This is a genomic window from Herbaspirillum autotrophicum (genome assembly GCF_001189915.1).
Classification (GTDB): Bacteria; Pseudomonadota; Gammaproteobacteria; order Burkholderiales; family Burkholderiaceae_D; genus Herbaspirillum; species Herbaspirillum autotrophicum.
Map to the genome: position 1 here is coordinate 23,638 of NZ_LFLS01000026.1, position 17,111 is coordinate 40,748.

Below are 17,111 nucleotides of genomic sequence, written 5' to 3' on the forward strand. Positions count from 1 at the left end.
TTAACTTTGCTGCATTTACCGGTTGCGTGGATTGCGCCACGGTCGGATTCGGATAAATGCCAGCCTGGACCTGCAGGGGAAACTTGGATCAGCGCGCGGCTGGTAGTAGCGACACCAGTTGCAACGCTAGCAGGGCGCCAGCGATGTGCAATAGTGATAGGGAGAAATGTGGTGCGGAAGTCATTGGGCAACTTTAGAAGATTGGCGCGGTCATTGTCAAGTCTTATCTGGCCGCCGCGACAAAATCTTTGCGCCGGGCGTAGGTAAGCCGTGGCGCTGTTGTTATGTTGTTAGAATTCTTTTTTTCATCCCGATTGCCATGATGCATGAACGACCCGATCTGATCGTCTGCGAAGAATGCGATGCGGTGTACAGCAAACCGGTACTGCGGGAGCGCGAGATCGCCCGCTGTCAGCGTTGCGGCGCCGAGCTCGAACGCGATACCGGACGCCAGGTGGAACGTCTGCTGCCATTGACGGTAGCCAGCCTCATCATGTTCGTGATTGCCAACTGTTTTCCGATTGTCGAGATCGAATTGCAGGGCCTGACCAGCCAGACCACCCTGATGGGCGCGGTGGTTTCGCTGAGCCGCGACGGCATGTCGCTGGTGGCGGTGCTGGTCCTGGCGACCACCATCTTGTTTCCTCTGGTGCAACTTTTCGTGCTGTTGTATCTGCTGGCGCCCGGTGCGCGCCGCAGCGACCCGCCCGGCTTCAAACCGTTGTTGCGATTGTTGCAACTGGTGCGGCCGTGGGGCATGGTCGAAGTCTTCCTGCTGGGAGTGCTGGTGGCGCTGGTAAAACTGTCCAATATGGCAACAGTCTTGCCCGGCGTTGCATTGTGGGCGTTCGCGGCGCTGACCATTCTGCTGACGGTGGTGGTGTCATTCAATCCGCGCTATCTGTGGCGCACACTGATTGATGCCGAACAGGAGCGGATTTCATGAGCAGCGACGGCCTGAACGATCACGGCAGCCAACGCCCCGGCGCTGCCAGCGCGGCGGCATTCAGCGCGGCCGATGACGATGACGACGAGGTGTCGCCGGTCGCCGTCCACACCGCCGCCGAAGTGGGCGTGATCGGCTGCCATCGTTGCGGAACGGTCTGGCAGGATGCGCAGCGCGGTGATCGCTGCGCGGTGTGTCATAGTCGCCTCCATGTACGCAAGGCGGACAGCCTCAATCGCACCTGGGCCTTTCTGATTGCGGCTTGCATCATGTATATCCCGGCCAATCTGATGCCGGTCATGATCACCAGTACCTTGCTCGATGAGCAGCGCGACACCATCATGAGCGGCATCATCTATTTCTGGGTTTCCGGCTCGTGGGAGCTGGCGATCATTGTCTTCATTGCCAGTTTTCTGGTGCCCTTGTTCAAGCTGGTGTCGCTGATCTTGCTGGCCGTGATGGCGCGCCGGCGCAGTCGCTGGCGGCGCTTTCAGCGTGCGCGGCTGTTCCGCCTGGTGGAAGCCATCGGGCGCTGGTCGATGCTGGATGTGTTCGTGGTATCGCTGCTGGCCGGACTGGTGCAGATTGAAGGTTTTGCAAAAATAACGGCCGGGGTCGGTGTTGCGGCATTCGGCTCGGTGGTGGTGTTGACCATGCTGGCGTCGCTCAGTTTCGATGCGCGCCTGACCTGGGATGATGTGGAAAAGGAAAATGATGACTGAACAAAACGAAACTCCTTTGCCGGAACCCAGGCGGGCCAAGGCGCGCAATTGGTTGCCGTCGCTGGTATGGCTGATCCCGATTGTGGCGGCGGTGGTGGGGTTGACGCTGGTGGTCAAGATCCTGGTTGAGCGCGGCCCGCAAATTTCCATTGTGCTGAGTTCGGCGGAAGGCCTGGAAGCCGGCAAGACCAAGGTCAAGTACAAGGATGTCGATATCGGCGTGGTACAGGCGATCTCGCTGAGCCAGGATCTGTCGCACGTCAAGGCCAGCGTGCAACTGACCAAGGAAGCCGAGAAATTTACCGCTGCCGATACCCGCTTCTGGGTGGTGCGTCCGCGCGTTGCGGCCTCCGGCGTGTCGGGCTTGAGCACCTTGTTGTCGGGCGCCTACATCGGTGCCGACGCCGGCAAGTCGGAAGAAACCAAGAAGGAATTCAACGGCCTGGAAGTGCCGCCGATCATCACCGGTGATTCCTCCGGCAAACAGTTTGTGCTGCATGCGGCGGATCTCGGCTCGCTCGATATCGGCTCGCCGGTGTATTACCGTCGCATCAAGGTGGGGCAGCTGGCGGCTTATGATCTGGATAAAGATGGCCGCGGCGTGACCTTGCGGATTTTCGTCAATGCGCCGTATGACAAGTTCATCGGCATGAACAGCCGCTTCTGGCACGCCAGTGGTTTCGACATGCAACTCAATGCCAGCGGCTTCAAATTGCACACGCAATCGCTGGCGACGGTGGTGCTCGGCGGTATCGCGTTTGCCGCACCGGACGACGATACCGGCACGATTGCCAAGGAAAATACCAGCTTCAAGCTGGCCGCCGACGAAGGTGAAGCGCTCAAGGCGCCGGACGGTCAGCCGCAAACGGTGCTGATGTATTTCAATCAATCCTTGCGCGGCCTGACACCGGGCGCGACGGTGGACTTCCGTGGCGTGGTGCTGGGTGAAGTGAAATCAATCGGCATCGAATACGATCCCAAGACCCGTGAATTCCTGATGCCGGTGGTGGTGCAGTTGTATCCCGAACGGCTGGGGCGCACCTTCAGTCTGGAAAATCAGCAGTCACGGTATACCGCCGGCCAGCGCCTGCGATACATGGTGGCGCATGGCTTCCGGGCGCAGTTGCGGACCGGCAACCTGCTGACCGGACAGGTGTATGTGGCGCTCGATTTCTTCCCGAAAGCGGCGCCGGTGCAGATCGATCTGGACAAGCTCCCGTTTGAATTCCCGACCGTGCCGAACAGTCTTGATGAAATCCAGTCGCAGATTGCGGAAATTTCACGCAAGCTGAGCAAGGTGCCGTTCGATCAGATCGGCACCGATCTGCAAAAGACGTTGGGTACGCTGAACAAGACGCTGACCAGCGCCGAGCAATTGACACAGCGTCTGAACAATGATGTGGCGCCGGAAATCATGGCCGCCATGAAGGACGCACGCAAGACCCTCAATGCAGCCGAAAACACGCTGTCGGGCGACGCGCCATTGCAGCAGGATATCCGTCAGACCATGCAGGAACTGACACGCACGGCAGCCTCGATCCGGGTGCTGACCGATTATCTGCAACAACATCCGGAAGCATTGATCCGCGGTAAACAGGAGGGCAATTGATGCGCTTGCAATCATCTTATTTTTCGGCGGCGGTGCTGGCGGTGCTGCTGACCGCATGCGGGACCACCGGTCCGACACGTTTCTATACGCTGGCGGGGCCGGTGGCGGCTACTGCCACTGCGCCGGCGTCACAGCCGGCCCGGCAGCGGTTGTTGATCGAGGTGTTGCCGGTCAGTGTGCCGGAGCGACTGGCGCGACCGCAGATCGTGGTGCGTACCGACGATGCGCGGGTCGATATTCTGGAGCAGGACCGCTGGTCGGCACCGCTCAATAACGAATTGCGCGACGCACTGGCGAGCGGTATTGCCAACCGGCTCGGCGCCATCGACGTCACCCGCAGCGGGCGTCCGGCCAATCAGCCGGCGTACCGGATTGCAGTGGAGTTGCGACAACTGGATGCGGTTCGCAATGGCAACGTGCAGGCCGGATTTTCCTGGACCATTACGCGTACCGATGATGCCCGCACTGCCACTTGCAGCCTGACGCTGGTGGAGCCGGTCAGCGGCGGCGGTGTCGATGCGCTGGTGCTGGGCATGCGCAAGGCAGTGGACCGCGCGGTGGAGGCAATTGCTGCCAATGTGGTGCGCGTGCAGGATGGCAAGAGCGGCGGCTGCAGTACCTGAATCAACCGGAGCAGTGCAACCGGCGTGCGCCGTTTGCACTGGCATCGTCCATGAAAAATGCCGCTTCAGTTTGCACTGAAGCGGCATTTTCATTGTTCACTGTTGTCGTACTGCGCAACAGGAAGAGCCGGAATTAACGGTCGCCGTAAGAGCGACGTGCACCGCTGTCGCCCGAACGTGCGCCCTTGTAACCACCACCATCCGGACGCGAACCTGCGCCTGCTGGCTTGCCGCTGAAGTTGCGACCACCACCGGCGCCGGTCGGACGTGCGCCGCCACGGTTATCGCCTGGACGCCAGCCGCCTGGCTTGCGATTGCTGCGTGCCGGTACTGCCGACTTCTTCGGCTCGAAGCCTTCGATGACGTCGACCGGAATCGGTTGCTTGGTGAAACGTTCTATACGCTTGACGTGCATGCCTTCAGCATGATTGACCAGCGAGATCGCAACGCCGTTGCGACCGGCACGGCCGGTACGGCCGATACGGTGCACGTAATCTTCCGGGAATTTCGGCAGATCGTAGTTGAACACGTGGGTGATGCCTGGCACGTCGATACCGCGGGCGGCGACGTCAGTAGCAACCAGAACCCGGACCTGGCCGCGACGCAGGCTGTCCAGTGTACGGTTGCGTGCGCCCTGATGCATGTCGCCATGCAATGCGGCAGCAGCGAAACCGGCGATGTTCAGACGGTCGGCGATGGTGTCGGCATCACGCTTGGTAGCGGTGAAGACAACTGCCTGATCCATGGTCACGTCGCGCAGCAGGTGATCGAGGATACGGTTCTTGTGCGACAGATCGTCAACGAAGTGAACCCGTTGCGAAATGTTTTCGTGCTTGGTTGCCGAGCCAGCGATCTGGATCACTTGCGGATTGTTGGTGATGCGCTTGGCCATGTTGCCGACGACGCCATCCAGCGTAGCCGAGAACAGCATGGTTTGACGAGTGGCCGGAGTGGCGCCGACGATCTTTTCGATATCGTCGATGAAACCCATGTCCAGCATGCGGTCGGCTTCGTCAAGCACCAGAATTTCCAGTTGCGAGAAGTCGATCTTGCCGGAATCCATATGGTCGATCAGACGACCTGGTGTTGCCACTAGAATTTCAGGATTGCGCGACAGCAATTGCATTTGCTTCGGATAAGGCATGCCGCCCAGAATCGACACTGCCTTCAGGCGACGCATGTGAGCGCAATACTTGTCAGTGGCCGTAGTCACTTGCAATGCCAGTTCGCGGGTTGGTGTCAGCACCAGCATCTTTGGCTGTGCCGGACGGAAACGTGGACGGTCACCGCGGGCACGTGCGGCCTGGGTTTCCTGGTTAGGTGTCTTGGCGCCGACCGGTGCTGGCGGCAGCGAAGCGAATTTGTGCAGGGCTGGCAGCATGAAGGCGGCAGTCTTGCCCGAACCGGTTTGCGAGGAAACCAGCAGATCCTTGCCAGCGATGGCGGCAGGGATGGCCTGTTCCTGCACCGATGTCGGCTGGGTATAACCAGCGTCAGTCAGGGCTTTGATAATGGACGCGTGCAGGCCTAGTGATTCAAAAGTCATGTTCTCTTTCGTAAATTGTGAGCGTCTGGCAAATGCAGAGCCGCGCAGCGGGTTTGACAACACGCACGCAGACACAGAACAGTTGCGATAAACGCAATAAAGCAACGCCAACCAACGAAATGACTATGAAAAAAATACAAAGAAATTTCGGCACAAAAGCTTTGCGCCGGGACGGTGTCTCGTCAATGAATCAGGGACACACAAGGCGGGAGGGCTTTTACTACTTACTGTCGCATTCGACAGGTTAAGGCTTGCGAAGCTGCTTGATGCTATATAGAGCTACTGCTGTAGCAGCCAGAGCGTGCGCTGTATTGCAACGCACAAACCGGATGATACAGTAAAACGACGGCTTTGGCACGCACTCTGTGTCCCTATTTCGTCGTTTTGCTGCTTTGCTCCGGTTTGCCCGCTTACTCGCTGATGCCGCCCACCACGCGCGAAAAGCCGCCGTCGACGTAAGTGATTTCACCGGTAATGCCGCCGGCCAGATCGGATAACAGGAAGGCCGAGGCATTGCCGACATCTTCAATCGTTACGTTGCGGCGCAGCGGCGCATTGGCGGCGACGAACCCGAGGATCTTGCCGAAGCCTTTGATGCCGCTGGCGGCCAGCGTCTTGATCGGACCGGCCGAAACGCCATTGACGCGCACGCCCTTGGGGCCGAGCGATTCGGCCAGGTAACGCACACTGGCTTCGAGCGAGGCCTTGGCCAGACCCATGGTGTTGTAGTTGGGCACGACGCGGTCGGCGCCGAGATAGGTCAGCGTCAGCAGGGCCGAGTTCGGGCGCAGCAGCGGCAATGCCGCTTTGGCCATGGCCGGAAAGCTGTAGGCCGAAATATCGTGGGCGATCTTGAATCCTTCGCGCGACAAGCCTTCCAGGAAATCGCCGGCAATGGCTTCATTGGGCGCGAAACCGATGGCGTGCACCAGGCCGTCGAGCTGCTCCCAGGATTTGCCGAGGTCGGCAAACAAGGCATTGATCTGCGCATCGTTGCCGACGTCGCAATCAAAGATCAGTTCACTGTCGAATTCCCTGGCGAAATTGGTGATGCGCTCCTTGAAACGTTCGCCGACATAGGTGAACGCCAGCTCCGCGCCTTCGCGCTTGCACGCCTGGGCGATGCCGTAGGCGATGGAACGGTTCGACAACAAGCCGGTGATCAGGATTTTTTTGCCTTGCAGAAATGCCATGTGGACTCCGAGTGATGCGCGCCGCCTGAGGGGCGCGATGAAAATGCGAGCGTTATATTGATGATTTGCGAAGATTCGCCGCTGAACTGGACAAGATTGTAGAAGCTTGCCGTCATGGCGGCAACTTTTCGGCGCAAATGCCGATTGTCTTGCCATAGAGTCACTTCTATTGGGTAGAATAGGGCGCTGCCGCAGGCGGCACGGCATCCGGCCGCGGCATGCCGGCAAATGGCTCAATCCCTATTTGTACAGGACGCATGCATAAACTCATTTCTTCCGTATTCCAGCTGAGCGTGCTGCTGGGTTTGCTCGGCGCCAGCGCAACAGCCTCGGCGGAGCACGCATTTTCCCTGTACGACACGCCCAAGTATCCCGCCTCGTTTACCCATTTCGATTACGTCAATCCGGACGCGCCCAAGCGCGGCACCTTGCATCTGGCCAATCCCGACCGTCGCAGCAGTTTCGATAAATTCAATCCGTTTTCGCTCAAGGGCGTGGCCGCTGCCGGGGTCTCGACGCTGATGTTCGAGTCGCTGACGGTTGCGTCGTCGGACGAAGTGGCGACCATGTACGGTTTGCTGGCCGACGATATGCGTCTGGCGCCGGACCGCATGGCGATCACTTTCCATCTGCACCCCAAGGCACGCTTCAATAACGGCGACAAGGTCACGGCCGCTGATGTCAAATATTCCTTCGATACCTTGATCGCCAAAGGCGCGCCGCAATTCAAGTCGATGTTCGCCGAGGTAAAGCAATGCGTGGTGGTCGATGCGCAAACCGTGCGTTTCGAGTTCAAGACCCAGAATCACGAATTGCCGCTGATCGTCGGCGCGGTGCCGGTGTTTTCCAAAAAGTGGGCGGCCGGCGTCGCGTTCGATGCCATCGCGCTGCAAGCGCCGGTCACCACCGGACCGTATGTGATCGAAAAATACGATCTCGGCCGCAGCATCAGCTATAAACGCAACCCGGATTACTGGGGCACCGATATCCCTTCACGCAAAGGCATGTACAACTTCGAACGGGTGGCCTATCGTTTTTACAAAGACGATGTGGCGCGGCTGGAAGCATTCAAGGCTGGCGAGTTCGATGTGGTGGTGGAATACAGCGCCAAGAACTGGGTGCGCAATTACAACGGGCCCAGGTTTCGCAGCGGGGAAATCATCAAGCGCGAGCTGGTCCATTCCAATGGCGCCGGCATGCAGGGCTTCGTGATGAATCTGCGGCGCGAGCAGTTTCAAGACATCCGGGTGCGTCAGGCATTGGCGCTGGCGCTGGATTTCCAGTGGATGAACCGGCAACTGTTTTACGGTCAGTACAAACGGATTTACTCGTTCTTCAGCAACAGCGATCTGGCCGCCACCGGCGTGCCGCAAGACGAAGAGCTGAAGCTGCTGGAATCGATCAAGGCGCGCGGCGGCAAGATCGATCCGGCCGTATTCGGGTCAGCGCCGGTTCCGCCTGATACCGATCCGCCCGGTTCGCTGCGCGCCAACCTGTTGCAGGCGCGCGAACTGTTGCGCCAGGCCGGCTGGGAATATCGCGACGGCGCACTGCGCAATGCCAAGGGCAAGGTGCTGACGTTTGAAATCATCGACGACCAGTCGGCCTTGTCGCGCGTCATCAGCATCTATATCCGCAACCTCCGGAAACTCGGCATCGAAGTCACGCAACGCACGGCGGACTACGCACTGATCGCCAAGCGCATGGACGAGTTTGACTACGACATGACCAGCATCCGCTTCCCCGATGTCAGCAGCCCGGGCAATGAAATGTTCGACATGTTCGGTTCCAAGGCGGCCGATGAAAAGGGTTCCAGCAACGTCTGGGGTCTCAAGGATCCGGTGGTCGACAAGCTGGTGGAGGCGCTGGTGGCGGCCGATACCCGCAAGGATCTGGTGGCGGCGGCACGCGGTCTGGACCGGGTCTTGCTCAACAAATACATCGTGGTGCCGCAGTGGTATTCATCCACGCACCGGATCGCCTATCGCAACCGCTTCGGCATGCCGGCGCAATTGCCTTTGTATTACCAGGCCGACCCTTATCTGATTTCAATCTGGTGGGAAGCGAAACCGAAATGAAACCGAACTGCATCCCGTCTCGCAAGGTTGGCCGTCAATCAAGGGGTTTGACACCATGAATATCTGGTCCTACATTCTCAAGCGCATCTTGCTGATGCTGCCGACGCTGTTCGGCGTGGTGGCGATTACCTTTGCCGTGGTGCAGTTTGTACCGGGCGGTCCGGTCGAGCAAGCCTTGACCGAGATGAAAGGCTTGCGCGCCGGCGGCGAAGCATCCGGCGGCGGCGCTTCCCAATATCGCGGCCGCCAAGGCGTCGACCCCGAACGCGTCAAGGAAATTCAGGCGCTGTACGGTTTCGACAAACCACCGCTGGAACGTTTCTGGCAAATGCTCAAGGGCTTTGCCACCTTCAATCTGGGCACGAGTTTTTATCATCACGCGGATGTCTGGACGCTGGTCAAATCCAAGTTGCCGGTATCCATCTCCATCGGCTTGTGGACCTTTTTCCTGACCTATCTGATTTCGGTGCCGCTCGGCATCGCCAAAGCGGTGCGCGAGGGGAGCCGCTTCGATGGCTGGACCAGCGCGCTGGTGCTGATCGGTTATTCGATTCCCGGCTTTGTGCTCGGGGTGTTCTTGCTGGTGGTGTTTGGCGGCGGCAGTTTCCTGCAATGGTTTCCGTTGCGCGGCCTGACTTCGGATAACTGGGATACGCTCAGCACCATGGGCAAGATCACCGATTATCTGTGGCACATCACCTTGCCGGTGCTGGCGTCCGTGGCCGGTGCGTTTGCCATCATGACCATGCTGACCAGGAATACCTTTCTCGACGAAGTACGCAAGCAGTATGTATTGACCGCGCGCGCCAAGGGCCTGAGCGAGCGCAAGGTGCTGTACAAGCATGTGTTTCGCAATGCGCTGATTCCACTGGTCACCGGTTTTCCGGCCGCGTTTGTCGGCGCTTTCTTTACCGGCAGTCTGTTGATCGAAACCTTGTTCTCGCTCGACGGCCTCGGCTTGCTGTCGTATGAGTCAGTGATACGGCGCGACTATCCGGTCGTCATGGGCACCCTGTACTTGTTTACGCTGATCGGATTGGTGGTCAAGTTGCTTGGCGACTTGTGCTATGTCTGGGCGGACCCGCGGGTCCAGTTTGAAAGTCTGGCGCAATGAACGTTTCTGTCGAGACCCCTGTCGTTGACGCGGCGCCATTGCCCGCTGCCGGGCCGGCACCGGCGCCGTCGATTTCTCCATGGCGTCGCCTGTGGCTGCGCTTTCGCCAAAACCGGCGCGGCTACTGGAGCCTGATCATCTTTCTGCTGCTGTTCGTGATCAGTCTGGGCGCCGAGCTGCTATCCAACGACAAGCCGCTGGTGGCCAGTTATAACGGCAAGTTGCTGTTCCCGATTGTGCATGACTATTCGGAAAAAGCGTTTGGCGGCGATTTCGAATCACCCGCCGATTATCTCGATCCGTTCATCCGCGACCAATTCCGCAAGCCCGGCAACTGGGCCATCTATCCGCTCAATAATTACCGTTTCGATACCCTCAATTATTTTGCCAAAGCGCCCAATCCGGCTCCGCCATCTTCCGAAAACTGGCTTGGCACCGATGATCGCGGACGTGACGTGTTTGCGCGTTTGTTATACGGCTTTCGCATTTCGATTCTGTTCGGGTTGGCGCTGACGCTCACCGGTGTCGTGCTGGGGCTGATCACCGGCGCGATTCAGGGCTACTTTGCCGGCCGCACCGATTTATTGTTCCAGCGCTTCATGGAAATCTGGAGCTCGATGCCGGAGCTGTATCTGCTGATCATCTTTTCATCGATCTTCGAACCCAGCCTGGGTTTGTTGTTGCTGCTCTTGTCCTTGTTCGGCTGGATGGGGTTGTCGGATTACGTGCGCGCCGACTTCCTGCGCAACCGTCATCTGGAATATGTGCAGGCCGGACGCGCGCTGGGTTTGTCGAATCTGCAAATCATCTGGCGTCATGTGTTGCCGAACAGCCTGACGCCGATCGTCACGTTTTTGCCGTTCCGCATGAGCGCCGCGATTCTGGCACTGACCAGTCTCGATTTTCTGGGACTGGGCGTGCCGCCGCCGACGCCGAGCCTGGGCGAGTTGCTGGCGCAGGGCAAGGATAATCTCGATGCCTGGTGGATTTCCTTATCCACCTTTATCGTGCTGACCGTGACCCTGCTGTTGCTGACCAATATCGGTGATGGTTTGCGCAATGCCCTGGATGTCCGGAGGAAAGCATGAATCTGCTCGATGTCCATAATCTGACGGTGCGCTTCGGCAGCACTGTCGTGGTCGATGATGTCAGCTTCTCGGTCGCCGCCGGTGAAAAATTTGCGCTGGTCGGCGAGTCCGGTTCCGGCAAGACCGTGAGTGCCTTATCGATTTTGCGTCTGAATCAGGATGCGCACTACGACGGTCGCATTCTGTTCAATGGCGATGACGTTTTGCAGAAGTCGGAAAACGCCATGCGCCAGGTGCGCGGCAATGATGCTGCCATGATTTTTCAAGAGCCGATGACGGCGCTCAATCCCTTGTTCACCATCGGCAATCAGATTGCCGAAGTGTTGATGCAGCACGAAGGATTGAGCACCAGGGCGGCGGCGCAACGTACTGTCGCCTTGCTGGAAAAAACCGGTATTCCGGAACCGGCGCGGCGGGCGCTGGCATACCCGCATCAATTGTCGGGGGGCCAGCGCCAGCGCGCGATGATCGCCATGGCACTGGCATGCCGCCCCAAGCTGCTGATCGCCGACGAGCCGACCACCGCGCTTGATGTCACGATTCAGGTGCAGATACTGGAATTGCTGAACCAGTTGCAGCGCGATGAAAACATGGCGGTGCTGATCATTTCGCATGACCTCAATCTGGTGCGGCATTTTGCCGACCGCGTCGGCGTCATGGAAAAAGGCCGGCTGGTGGAAGTCGCCGATACCGGGCAATTGTTCTCGGCGCCGCAACAGCCGTACACCAAAAAGCTGCTGGCCAGTCAACCGCGCCGCAGTGTCGACGACCTGCCGGCGCAGGCACCGCTGTTATTGCAGGCCGGGAAATTGCGTTGCACCTTTGCCATCGACAAGGGCTGGTTCCGCAAGCAAGCGTTTGTCGCCGTGGATGATGTCGATCTGCAATTGCACAAAGGTGAAACGCTGGGCATCGTAGGTGAATCGGGCTCTGGCAAGTCGACCTTGGGCATGGCGTTGTTGCGCTTGTCGAGCGCGACTACCAGCGGCCATATCGGCTTCGACGGCCAAGTCTTGAGCAATATGTCGGCCGCTGCCATCAGGCCGTTGCGCTCGCGCATGCAAGTGGTGTTTCAGGATCCCTATGCCTCGCTGTCCCCACGCCGCACCATTGAGCAGATTGTCGGTGAAGGACTGGCCTTGCATCAGCCGCAGCTCAGCGCTGCCGGGTTGCGCGCGGCGGTGGTCGCCGGACTGGAGGAGGTCGGCTTGTCGACCGATATGCTGAGCCGTTATCCGCATGAATTTTCCGGCGGCCAGCGCCAACGTATTGCGATTGCCCGCGCGCTCGTGCTCAAGCCCGAACTGATCTTGCTCGATGAACCGACCTCGGCGCTGGACGTCACTGTACAGCAGCAAGTCTTGCAATTGCTGGCGCAGTTGCAGCGCAAGCATGGTCTGGCCTATCTGTTCATCAGTCATGATCTGGCCGTGATCCGCGCCATGGCGCATCAGGTGCTGGTCATGAAAGATGGCAAGGTGGTGGAAAGCGGCAGCGCTGTCACGGTACTGGAACGTCCCAGCCACGGCTACACCCAGCGTTTGCTGGCGGCGGCTACCTATGCGGATGCCGGGGTGCCGGGCTGAGGATCGTGCGGACCTGCACCGTGACCTGCGGCTCCGTGTCAGACACCGGCAGACTATTTTCTACACGCCGATTACGGGAAATGCTATAAAGCAGTACAAATTCCGTTGCAATTCGATATTGTCTGAAAGATAACAATCATCAAGCTCAATGCGTGGTCTGTATCTGCATTGCCGCCTTGCCGGCAATCGCACTGATCAGGGCCGGCGCATTCAGATACAGGCATTGATGCGGCAACCCGCAGCACCGACCGATTTTCCGTCTACATCACCAGATATTGCAGCGACAGCATAAGGAGCACGGCTCTTATGGAACAGCAGCGTATGGCAGCATATGGCGACCTCAGCTTTTTGACCACTTCGCCGGCAACCCGCAGCGGGCGCAGACTGGCGCTGGCTGTCATGGTGCTGTCGGCGATGGTGTTTGCCGTTGCGCTGCCATTCGTAAAAATGCCATTGGGCGTAATACCGTCTTTCATACCGGCGTATCAGTCGGCGCTGATTGTCATCGATCTGACCACCGCAGTCCTGTTGTTCGGCCAGGTCGGCATTCTGCGTTCGCGGGCGTTGCTGGTGCTGGCCAGCGGTTATTTGTTCGCGGCATTTGCGGCGATTGCCCATGCCCTGAGCTTTCCCGGTTTGCTGGCCGAGTATGGCGTGCTGGGCGGCGGCAGGCAAACCACTGCCTGGCTGTACATGCTCTGGCATGGCGGCTTTCCGTTGCTGGTCATGTTCTACGCGCTGTTCAAAGACAATACCGTCAAAGTATGGTCGCATCGCAGCACGCTCACGGTCATCACTTTCTGCATCGCTCTGGTGTTGCTGACGGTCGTCGGTTCGACGTGGGCCGTGATCGCCGGGCAGCACTATTTGCCGGAAATCATCATCAACAATCTTTACACGCCGAACATGCTGGCAATCGTTGGCATCGTCTGGGGACTCAGCATTATCGCGCTGCTGCTGATATGGCGACGGCTGCAAACGGTATTGGATCTGTGGCTGATCGTCGTGATGTTTGCCTGGATACTGGATGTGGCGCTGTCGGCCGTGTTCAATGGCGGTCGTTTCGACCTCGGGTTTTATGCCGGCAGAATTTACGGATTGCTGGCGGCCAGTCTGGTGCTGATCGCCTTATTGCTGGAAAACGGCATGCTGTATGCGCGCATGGTTGCCTTGCGCGAGAGTGAGCGCGGCGTGGCACAAGCCTTGTTCGAGGCGAAGAGTGCGGCAGAAGAAGCGACCCAGGCCAAATCGATGTTCCTGGCCAACATGAGTCACGAAATCCGCACGCCGATGAATGCCATTATCGGCATGTCGTATCTGGCGCTCAAGACGGAACTGACCGCGCGCCAGCGCGATTACCTGTCCAAGATTCACAATGCCGGCGCGTCGTTGCTGGGCGTGATCAACGACATCCTCGATTTTTCCAAGGTCGAAGCCGGCAAGATGGATATCGAAAGCATCAACTTTTCACTCGATGAAGTGCTGGACAAGGTATCGGCGCTGGTGGCGCAAAAAGCCACCGACAAAGGCCTGGAATTTTTGTTCGACAGCGGCGAGGACGTACCGCACACGTTGATTGGCGATCCGCTGCGGCTGGGCCAGATTCTCACCAATCTGGTCAACAACGCCGTCAAGTTCACCGAGCATGGACAGATTCTGATTGCGGTACGCGAACTGGAACGCGGCGGTGACATGGTGCGCTTGCGCTTCGAGGTCCGGGATACCGGCATTGGCATGACCGCAGAGCAGATGGCGCGGCTGTTTCAGGCCTTCACCCAGGCCGATGGTTCGACCACCCGGCAATATGGCGGCAGCGGTCTCGGCCTCACCATTGCCCAGCGTCTGGTGGAATTGATGGGCGGGAAAATTCAGGTCAATTCAGTGCCGGGGCAGGGCAGCACCTTCAGTTTTACTGCCTGGTTCGGCCTGAGCAAGGCGGCCGTCACGCGGCGCAAACCGCTGCCCGCAGAAATGCGCGGCATGCGCGTGCTGGTAGTTGATGACAACGCCTCGGCGCGCGATATCCTGTCAGAGCAATTGCGCTGGCTGGGTTTTTCCGCCAGTGCGGTGGCATCGGGGGCTTCAGCGTTGCAGGCGATTCGGCAGGCGGCGCTGGATCACCCGTTCGATGCCGTCTTCGTGGATTGGAAAATGCCGGTCATGGACGGCACGGAAACCGTCCGCAAAATCCGGCTGGAGCGACATCCGCCCCGGCTCATCATGGTCACCGCATTTGGTCGCGAAGAAATCCGCAAGGAAGCAGAAGAAGCCGGGGTGGATGCCTTTCTGGTCAAGCCGGTGAGCCAGTCATCGTTGCTCGACGCGACGTTGCGCATCTTTGGTCCGCAAGCTTGCATCACGCCGGTATCGCTACCGGCGGCTCAGCAATCGCCGGTGTTGCAGGGCTTGCGCGTATTGCTGGCAGAAGATAACGAAATCAACCAGCAGATCACCTCCGAGTTGCTGCACGGCAGCGGCGCCCTGGTCACGGTCGTCAGCGACGGCCAGCAAGCGGTGGAGCGCCTGCTCACCGATGGCCCGTCGGCCTACGATGCGGTGCTGATGGATGTGCAGATGCCGATACTGGATGGCGTCGAAACGACCCGCATCATTCGTACCGACGCCCGATTCGATGGCGTGCCGATCATTGCGATTACCGCGCATGCGCTGGCCGAAGAACGCGAACGATGCATTGCGGTCGGCATGGCCGATCATGTCTCGAAACCGATTGAGCCGCAGGCCTTGTTCGAAACGCTGGCACGCTGGACCGGCCGCGCACTGGAGGAAGCCTATCCGGTGGCACCGCTGGCCGAAGATGATCTCGGTTTTCTGGAGGTGGCCGGACTCGATTACGCCACCGGCCTCAAGCGGGTGGCCGGCAACCGGGTGTTATACCTGCGCCTGTTGCGGCAATTTTGCGAGGAAGAAGCCGATGCTGCCACGCGCATCACGGTCGCGCTGGATGCCGATGATCTGGTGACCGCCGAACGTGTGGCGCATACCCTCAAAGGCGTGGCCGGCAGCATCGGCCTGGTGCAGTTGCAAGCCGCGGCGGCGTTGCTGGAAAAAGCCATCAAGGAAAGTCACGGCCACCAGGCGGCGTTGCCTGCATTTGCACAGGAATTGCGGCAAGCCGTGGCTCGCTTGCACCAGGTGCTGGGCACTGAACATCCGCGTCACGCCGCAGCATCGGATGCGACGTCCGGCTACTTGGGACATCTGGCCTCGCTGCTGGCGGCAAGCGACGGCGAGGCGGTCGAGTATTTTCTCGATCACGCAGCGACCCTGCGCACGCTGTTTGCGAACGGCGACTATATGAAATTCGAAAAGGCAGTAATCAATTTTGATTTCGTGGCTGCGCTGGAACAATTGCAACGGGCGGCTGCGGCAAGCGGTGTCCATTTGTCGGAGATGAAATCATGAGCAATGTTCATGGGGATGAAAACCGTCAGACCATTCTGGTGGTGGACGATACGGTGGAGAACCTGAGCGTGATGAATGGTTTGCTGGCAAACGACTATCACGTCAGGATCGCCAACAGCGGCGAGCGGGCGCTGCAGATCCTGAGTGGCGACAGTTTGCCGGACCTGATTCTGCTCGATGTCATGATGCCCGGCATCAGCGGCTTTGACGTTTGCCGCCGCCTGCACAGCGATCCCAGAACGGTCAAGATCCCGGTCATCTTTCTGACGGCAAAGGCCGAGATCGAGGATGAGCAGATCGGCTTCGACGTCGGCGCGGTGGATTACATCGTCAAGCCGATTTCGCCGCCGATCGTGATGGCGCGCGTCAGAACGCATTTGAAGCTGAAAGCGGTGGCCGATTTTCTGGAAGACAAGAACCTGTTTCTGAAGCAGGAAGTGGAGCGCCGCACGCATGATCTGCAATTGATTCAGGATGCCACCATCATGGCCCTGGCGTCGTTGGCAGAAACCCGCGACAACGAAACCGGCAACCATATCCGCCGCACCCAGCAATATGTCCGTTTGCTGGCGAAGCAATTGCAGTCGCATCCGAAATTTGCCGCCGTGCTTGATGACGATACGATACAGATGCTGTTCAAATCCGCGCCGCTGCACGATATCGGCAAGGTCGGCATTCCCGACCGGATTTTGCTCAAGCCGGGCAAACTGACGACGGAAGAATTCGACATCATGAAAACCCATACGACACTGGGACGTGATGCCATTGCCGCCGCCGAGAAGGTACTCGATACGCCCAGCAGTTTTTTGCGACTGGCGCGGGAAATCGCCCATTACCATCAGGAGCGTTGGGATGGCAGTGGTTATCCTGAAGGGCTGGCCGGGGAAAACATCCCGTTGTCGGCGCGCCTGATGGCATTGGCCGATGTCTATGATGCGTTGATATCGCGCCGCATCTACAAGCCGCCATTCCCGCATGACAAGTCGGTCGACATTATCCGGCAGGGACGCGGCCAACATTTTGATCCGGATATCGTGGATGCTTTTTTGCACATCCAGAATGAGTTTCTGGCGATCGCGGAACGCTATTCAGACAACGAAGCCGACTTTACTCGCTGACTGGTGATTGCTGATTGCAGGCGGGCGCTGACCTGGTCTTCCGATGGCAACGTCTGGCGCAAGAC

General features: G+C 58.8%; 12 protein-coding genes. 10 read left to right on the top strand and 2 right to left on the bottom strand.

Annotated features, from left to right (window positions below):
- The first annotated feature begins 322 nt into the window (after positions 1 to 322).
- Genes AKL27_RS18730 through AKL27_RS18745 form a run of 4 tightly spaced genes read left to right on the top strand, consistent with a single transcriptional unit; the run spans position 323 to position 3,900 of the window.
- Complete coding sequence (locus AKL27_RS18730; protein WP_050464427.1) at positions 323 to 946, top strand: paraquat-inducible protein A; 624 nt, start codon at positions 323 to 325, stop codon at positions 944 to 946.
- Positions 943 to 1,668, top strand: a complete 726-nt coding sequence (locus AKL27_RS18735; RefSeq protein ID WP_083439153.1) for a paraquat-inducible protein A — start codon at positions 943 to 945, stop codon at positions 1,666 to 1,668. Before AKL27_RS18730 ends, AKL27_RS18735 begins: the two co-directional genes overlap by 4 nt.
- Entirely contained in the window at positions 1,658 to 3,277 is a 1,620-nt protein-coding gene (locus AKL27_RS18740) for a PqiB family protein (protein WP_408609778.1), read from the top strand. Before AKL27_RS18735 ends, AKL27_RS18740 begins: the two co-directional genes overlap by 11 nt.
- The gene (locus AKL27_RS18745; RefSeq protein ID WP_157057005.1) at positions 3,277 to 3,900 is read left to right on the top strand and encodes a PqiC family protein; all 624 of its coding nucleotides are present in this window, start codon (positions 3,277 to 3,279) and stop codon (positions 3,898 to 3,900) included. Before AKL27_RS18740 ends, AKL27_RS18745 begins: the two co-directional genes overlap by 1 nt.
- 133 nt (positions 3,901 to 4,033) lie before the next feature.
- On the opposite strand, the gene AKL27_RS18750 is transcribed toward AKL27_RS18745, so the two are convergent.
- Entirely contained in the window at positions 4,034 to 5,446 is a 1,413-nt protein-coding gene (locus AKL27_RS18750) for a DEAD/DEAH box helicase (protein WP_050464380.1), read from the bottom strand.
- Between the two features lie 410 nt (positions 5,447 to 5,856).
- Positions 5,857 to 6,639 (bottom strand): enoyl-ACP reductase FabI, encoded by a 783-nt coding sequence (gene fabI, locus AKL27_RS18755; protein WP_050464381.1) that lies wholly within the window; start codon positions 6,637 to 6,639, stop codon positions 5,857 to 5,859.
- A gap of 257 nt (positions 6,640 to 6,896) precedes the next feature.
- Here fabI and AKL27_RS18760 point away from each other — a divergent pair, with 257 nt between their 5' ends.
- The 6 genes from AKL27_RS18760 to AKL27_RS18785 all read left to right on the top strand — a co-directional run bounded on the left by AKL27_RS18760 (position 6,897) and on the right by AKL27_RS18785 (position 17,046).
- On the top strand, positions 6,897 to 8,717 hold the full coding sequence (locus AKL27_RS18760; protein ID WP_083439154.1) for an extracellular solute-binding protein: 1,821 nt from the start codon (positions 6,897 to 6,899) through the stop codon (positions 8,715 to 8,717).
- Between the two features lie 55 nt (positions 8,718 to 8,772).
- A complete protein-coding gene (locus AKL27_RS18765) occupies positions 8,773 to 9,831 on the top strand; it encodes a microcin C ABC transporter permease YejB (protein WP_050464382.1) in 1,059 nt (352 codons plus the stop codon).
- On the top strand, positions 9,828 to 10,919 hold the full coding sequence (locus AKL27_RS18770) for an ABC transporter permease (protein WP_050464383.1): 1,092 nt from the start codon (positions 9,828 to 9,830) through the stop codon (positions 10,917 to 10,919). Before AKL27_RS18765 ends, AKL27_RS18770 begins: the two co-directional genes overlap by 4 nt.
- Complete coding sequence (locus tag AKL27_RS18775; protein ID WP_050464384.1) at positions 10,916 to 12,505, top strand: ABC transporter ATP-binding protein; 1,590 nt, start codon at positions 10,916 to 10,918, stop codon at positions 12,503 to 12,505. The genes AKL27_RS18770 and AKL27_RS18775 overlap by 4 nt, the downstream gene beginning before the upstream one ends.
- 306 nt (positions 12,506 to 12,811) lie before the next feature.
- Complete coding sequence (locus tag AKL27_RS18780) at positions 12,812 to 15,928, top strand: response regulator (RefSeq protein ID WP_050464385.1); 3,117 nt, start codon at positions 12,812 to 12,814, stop codon at positions 15,926 to 15,928.
- Entirely contained in the window at positions 15,925 to 17,046 is a 1,122-nt protein-coding gene (locus AKL27_RS18785; RefSeq protein WP_050464386.1) for an HD-GYP domain-containing protein, read from the top strand. The genes AKL27_RS18780 and AKL27_RS18785 overlap by 4 nt, the downstream gene beginning before the upstream one ends.
- The last annotated feature ends 65 nt before the right edge of the window (positions 17,047 to 17,111 follow it).

What these genes read in the sequence shown, in the direction of transcription:
- fabI (WP_050464381.1), bottom strand. Translation starts at nt 6,639, where the DNA reads ATGGCATTTCTGCAAGGCAAAAAAATCCTGATCACCGGCTTGTTGTCG.
- AKL27_RS18765 (WP_050464382.1), top strand. Translation starts at nt 8,773, where the DNA reads ATGAATATCTGGTCCTACATTCTCAAGCGCATCTTGCTGATGCTGCCG.
- AKL27_RS18750 (WP_050464380.1), bottom strand. Translation starts at nt 5,446, where the DNA reads ATGACTTTTGAATCACTAGGCCTGCACGCGTCCATTATCAAAGCCCTG.
- AKL27_RS18780 (WP_050464385.1), top strand. Translation starts at nt 12,812, where the DNA reads ATGGAACAGCAGCGTATGGCAGCATATGGCGACCTCAGCTTTTTGACC.
- AKL27_RS18740 (WP_408609778.1), top strand. Translation starts at nt 1,658, where the DNA reads ATGATGACTGAACAAAACGAAACTCCTTTGCCGGAACCCAGGCGGGCC.
- AKL27_RS18775 (WP_050464384.1), top strand. Translation starts at nt 10,916, where the DNA reads ATGAATCTGCTCGATGTCCATAATCTGACGGTGCGCTTCGGCAGCACT.
- AKL27_RS18745 (WP_157057005.1), top strand. Translation starts at nt 3,277, where the DNA reads ATGCGCTTGCAATCATCTTATTTTTCGGCGGCGGTGCTGGCGGTGCTG.
- AKL27_RS18760 (WP_083439154.1), top strand. Translation starts at nt 6,897, where the DNA reads ATGCATAAACTCATTTCTTCCGTATTCCAGCTGAGCGTGCTGCTGGGT.
- AKL27_RS18730 (WP_050464427.1), top strand. Translation starts at nt 323, where the DNA reads ATGCATGAACGACCCGATCTGATCGTCTGCGAAGAATGCGATGCGGTG.
- AKL27_RS18785 (WP_050464386.1), top strand. Translation starts at nt 15,925, where the DNA reads ATGAGCAATGTTCATGGGGATGAAAACCGTCAGACCATTCTGGTGGTG.
- AKL27_RS18735 (WP_083439153.1), top strand. Translation starts at nt 943, where the DNA reads ATGAGCAGCGACGGCCTGAACGATCACGGCAGCCAACGCCCCGGCGCT.
- AKL27_RS18770 (WP_050464383.1), top strand. Translation starts at nt 9,828, where the DNA reads ATGAACGTTTCTGTCGAGACCCCTGTCGTTGACGCGGCGCCATTGCCC.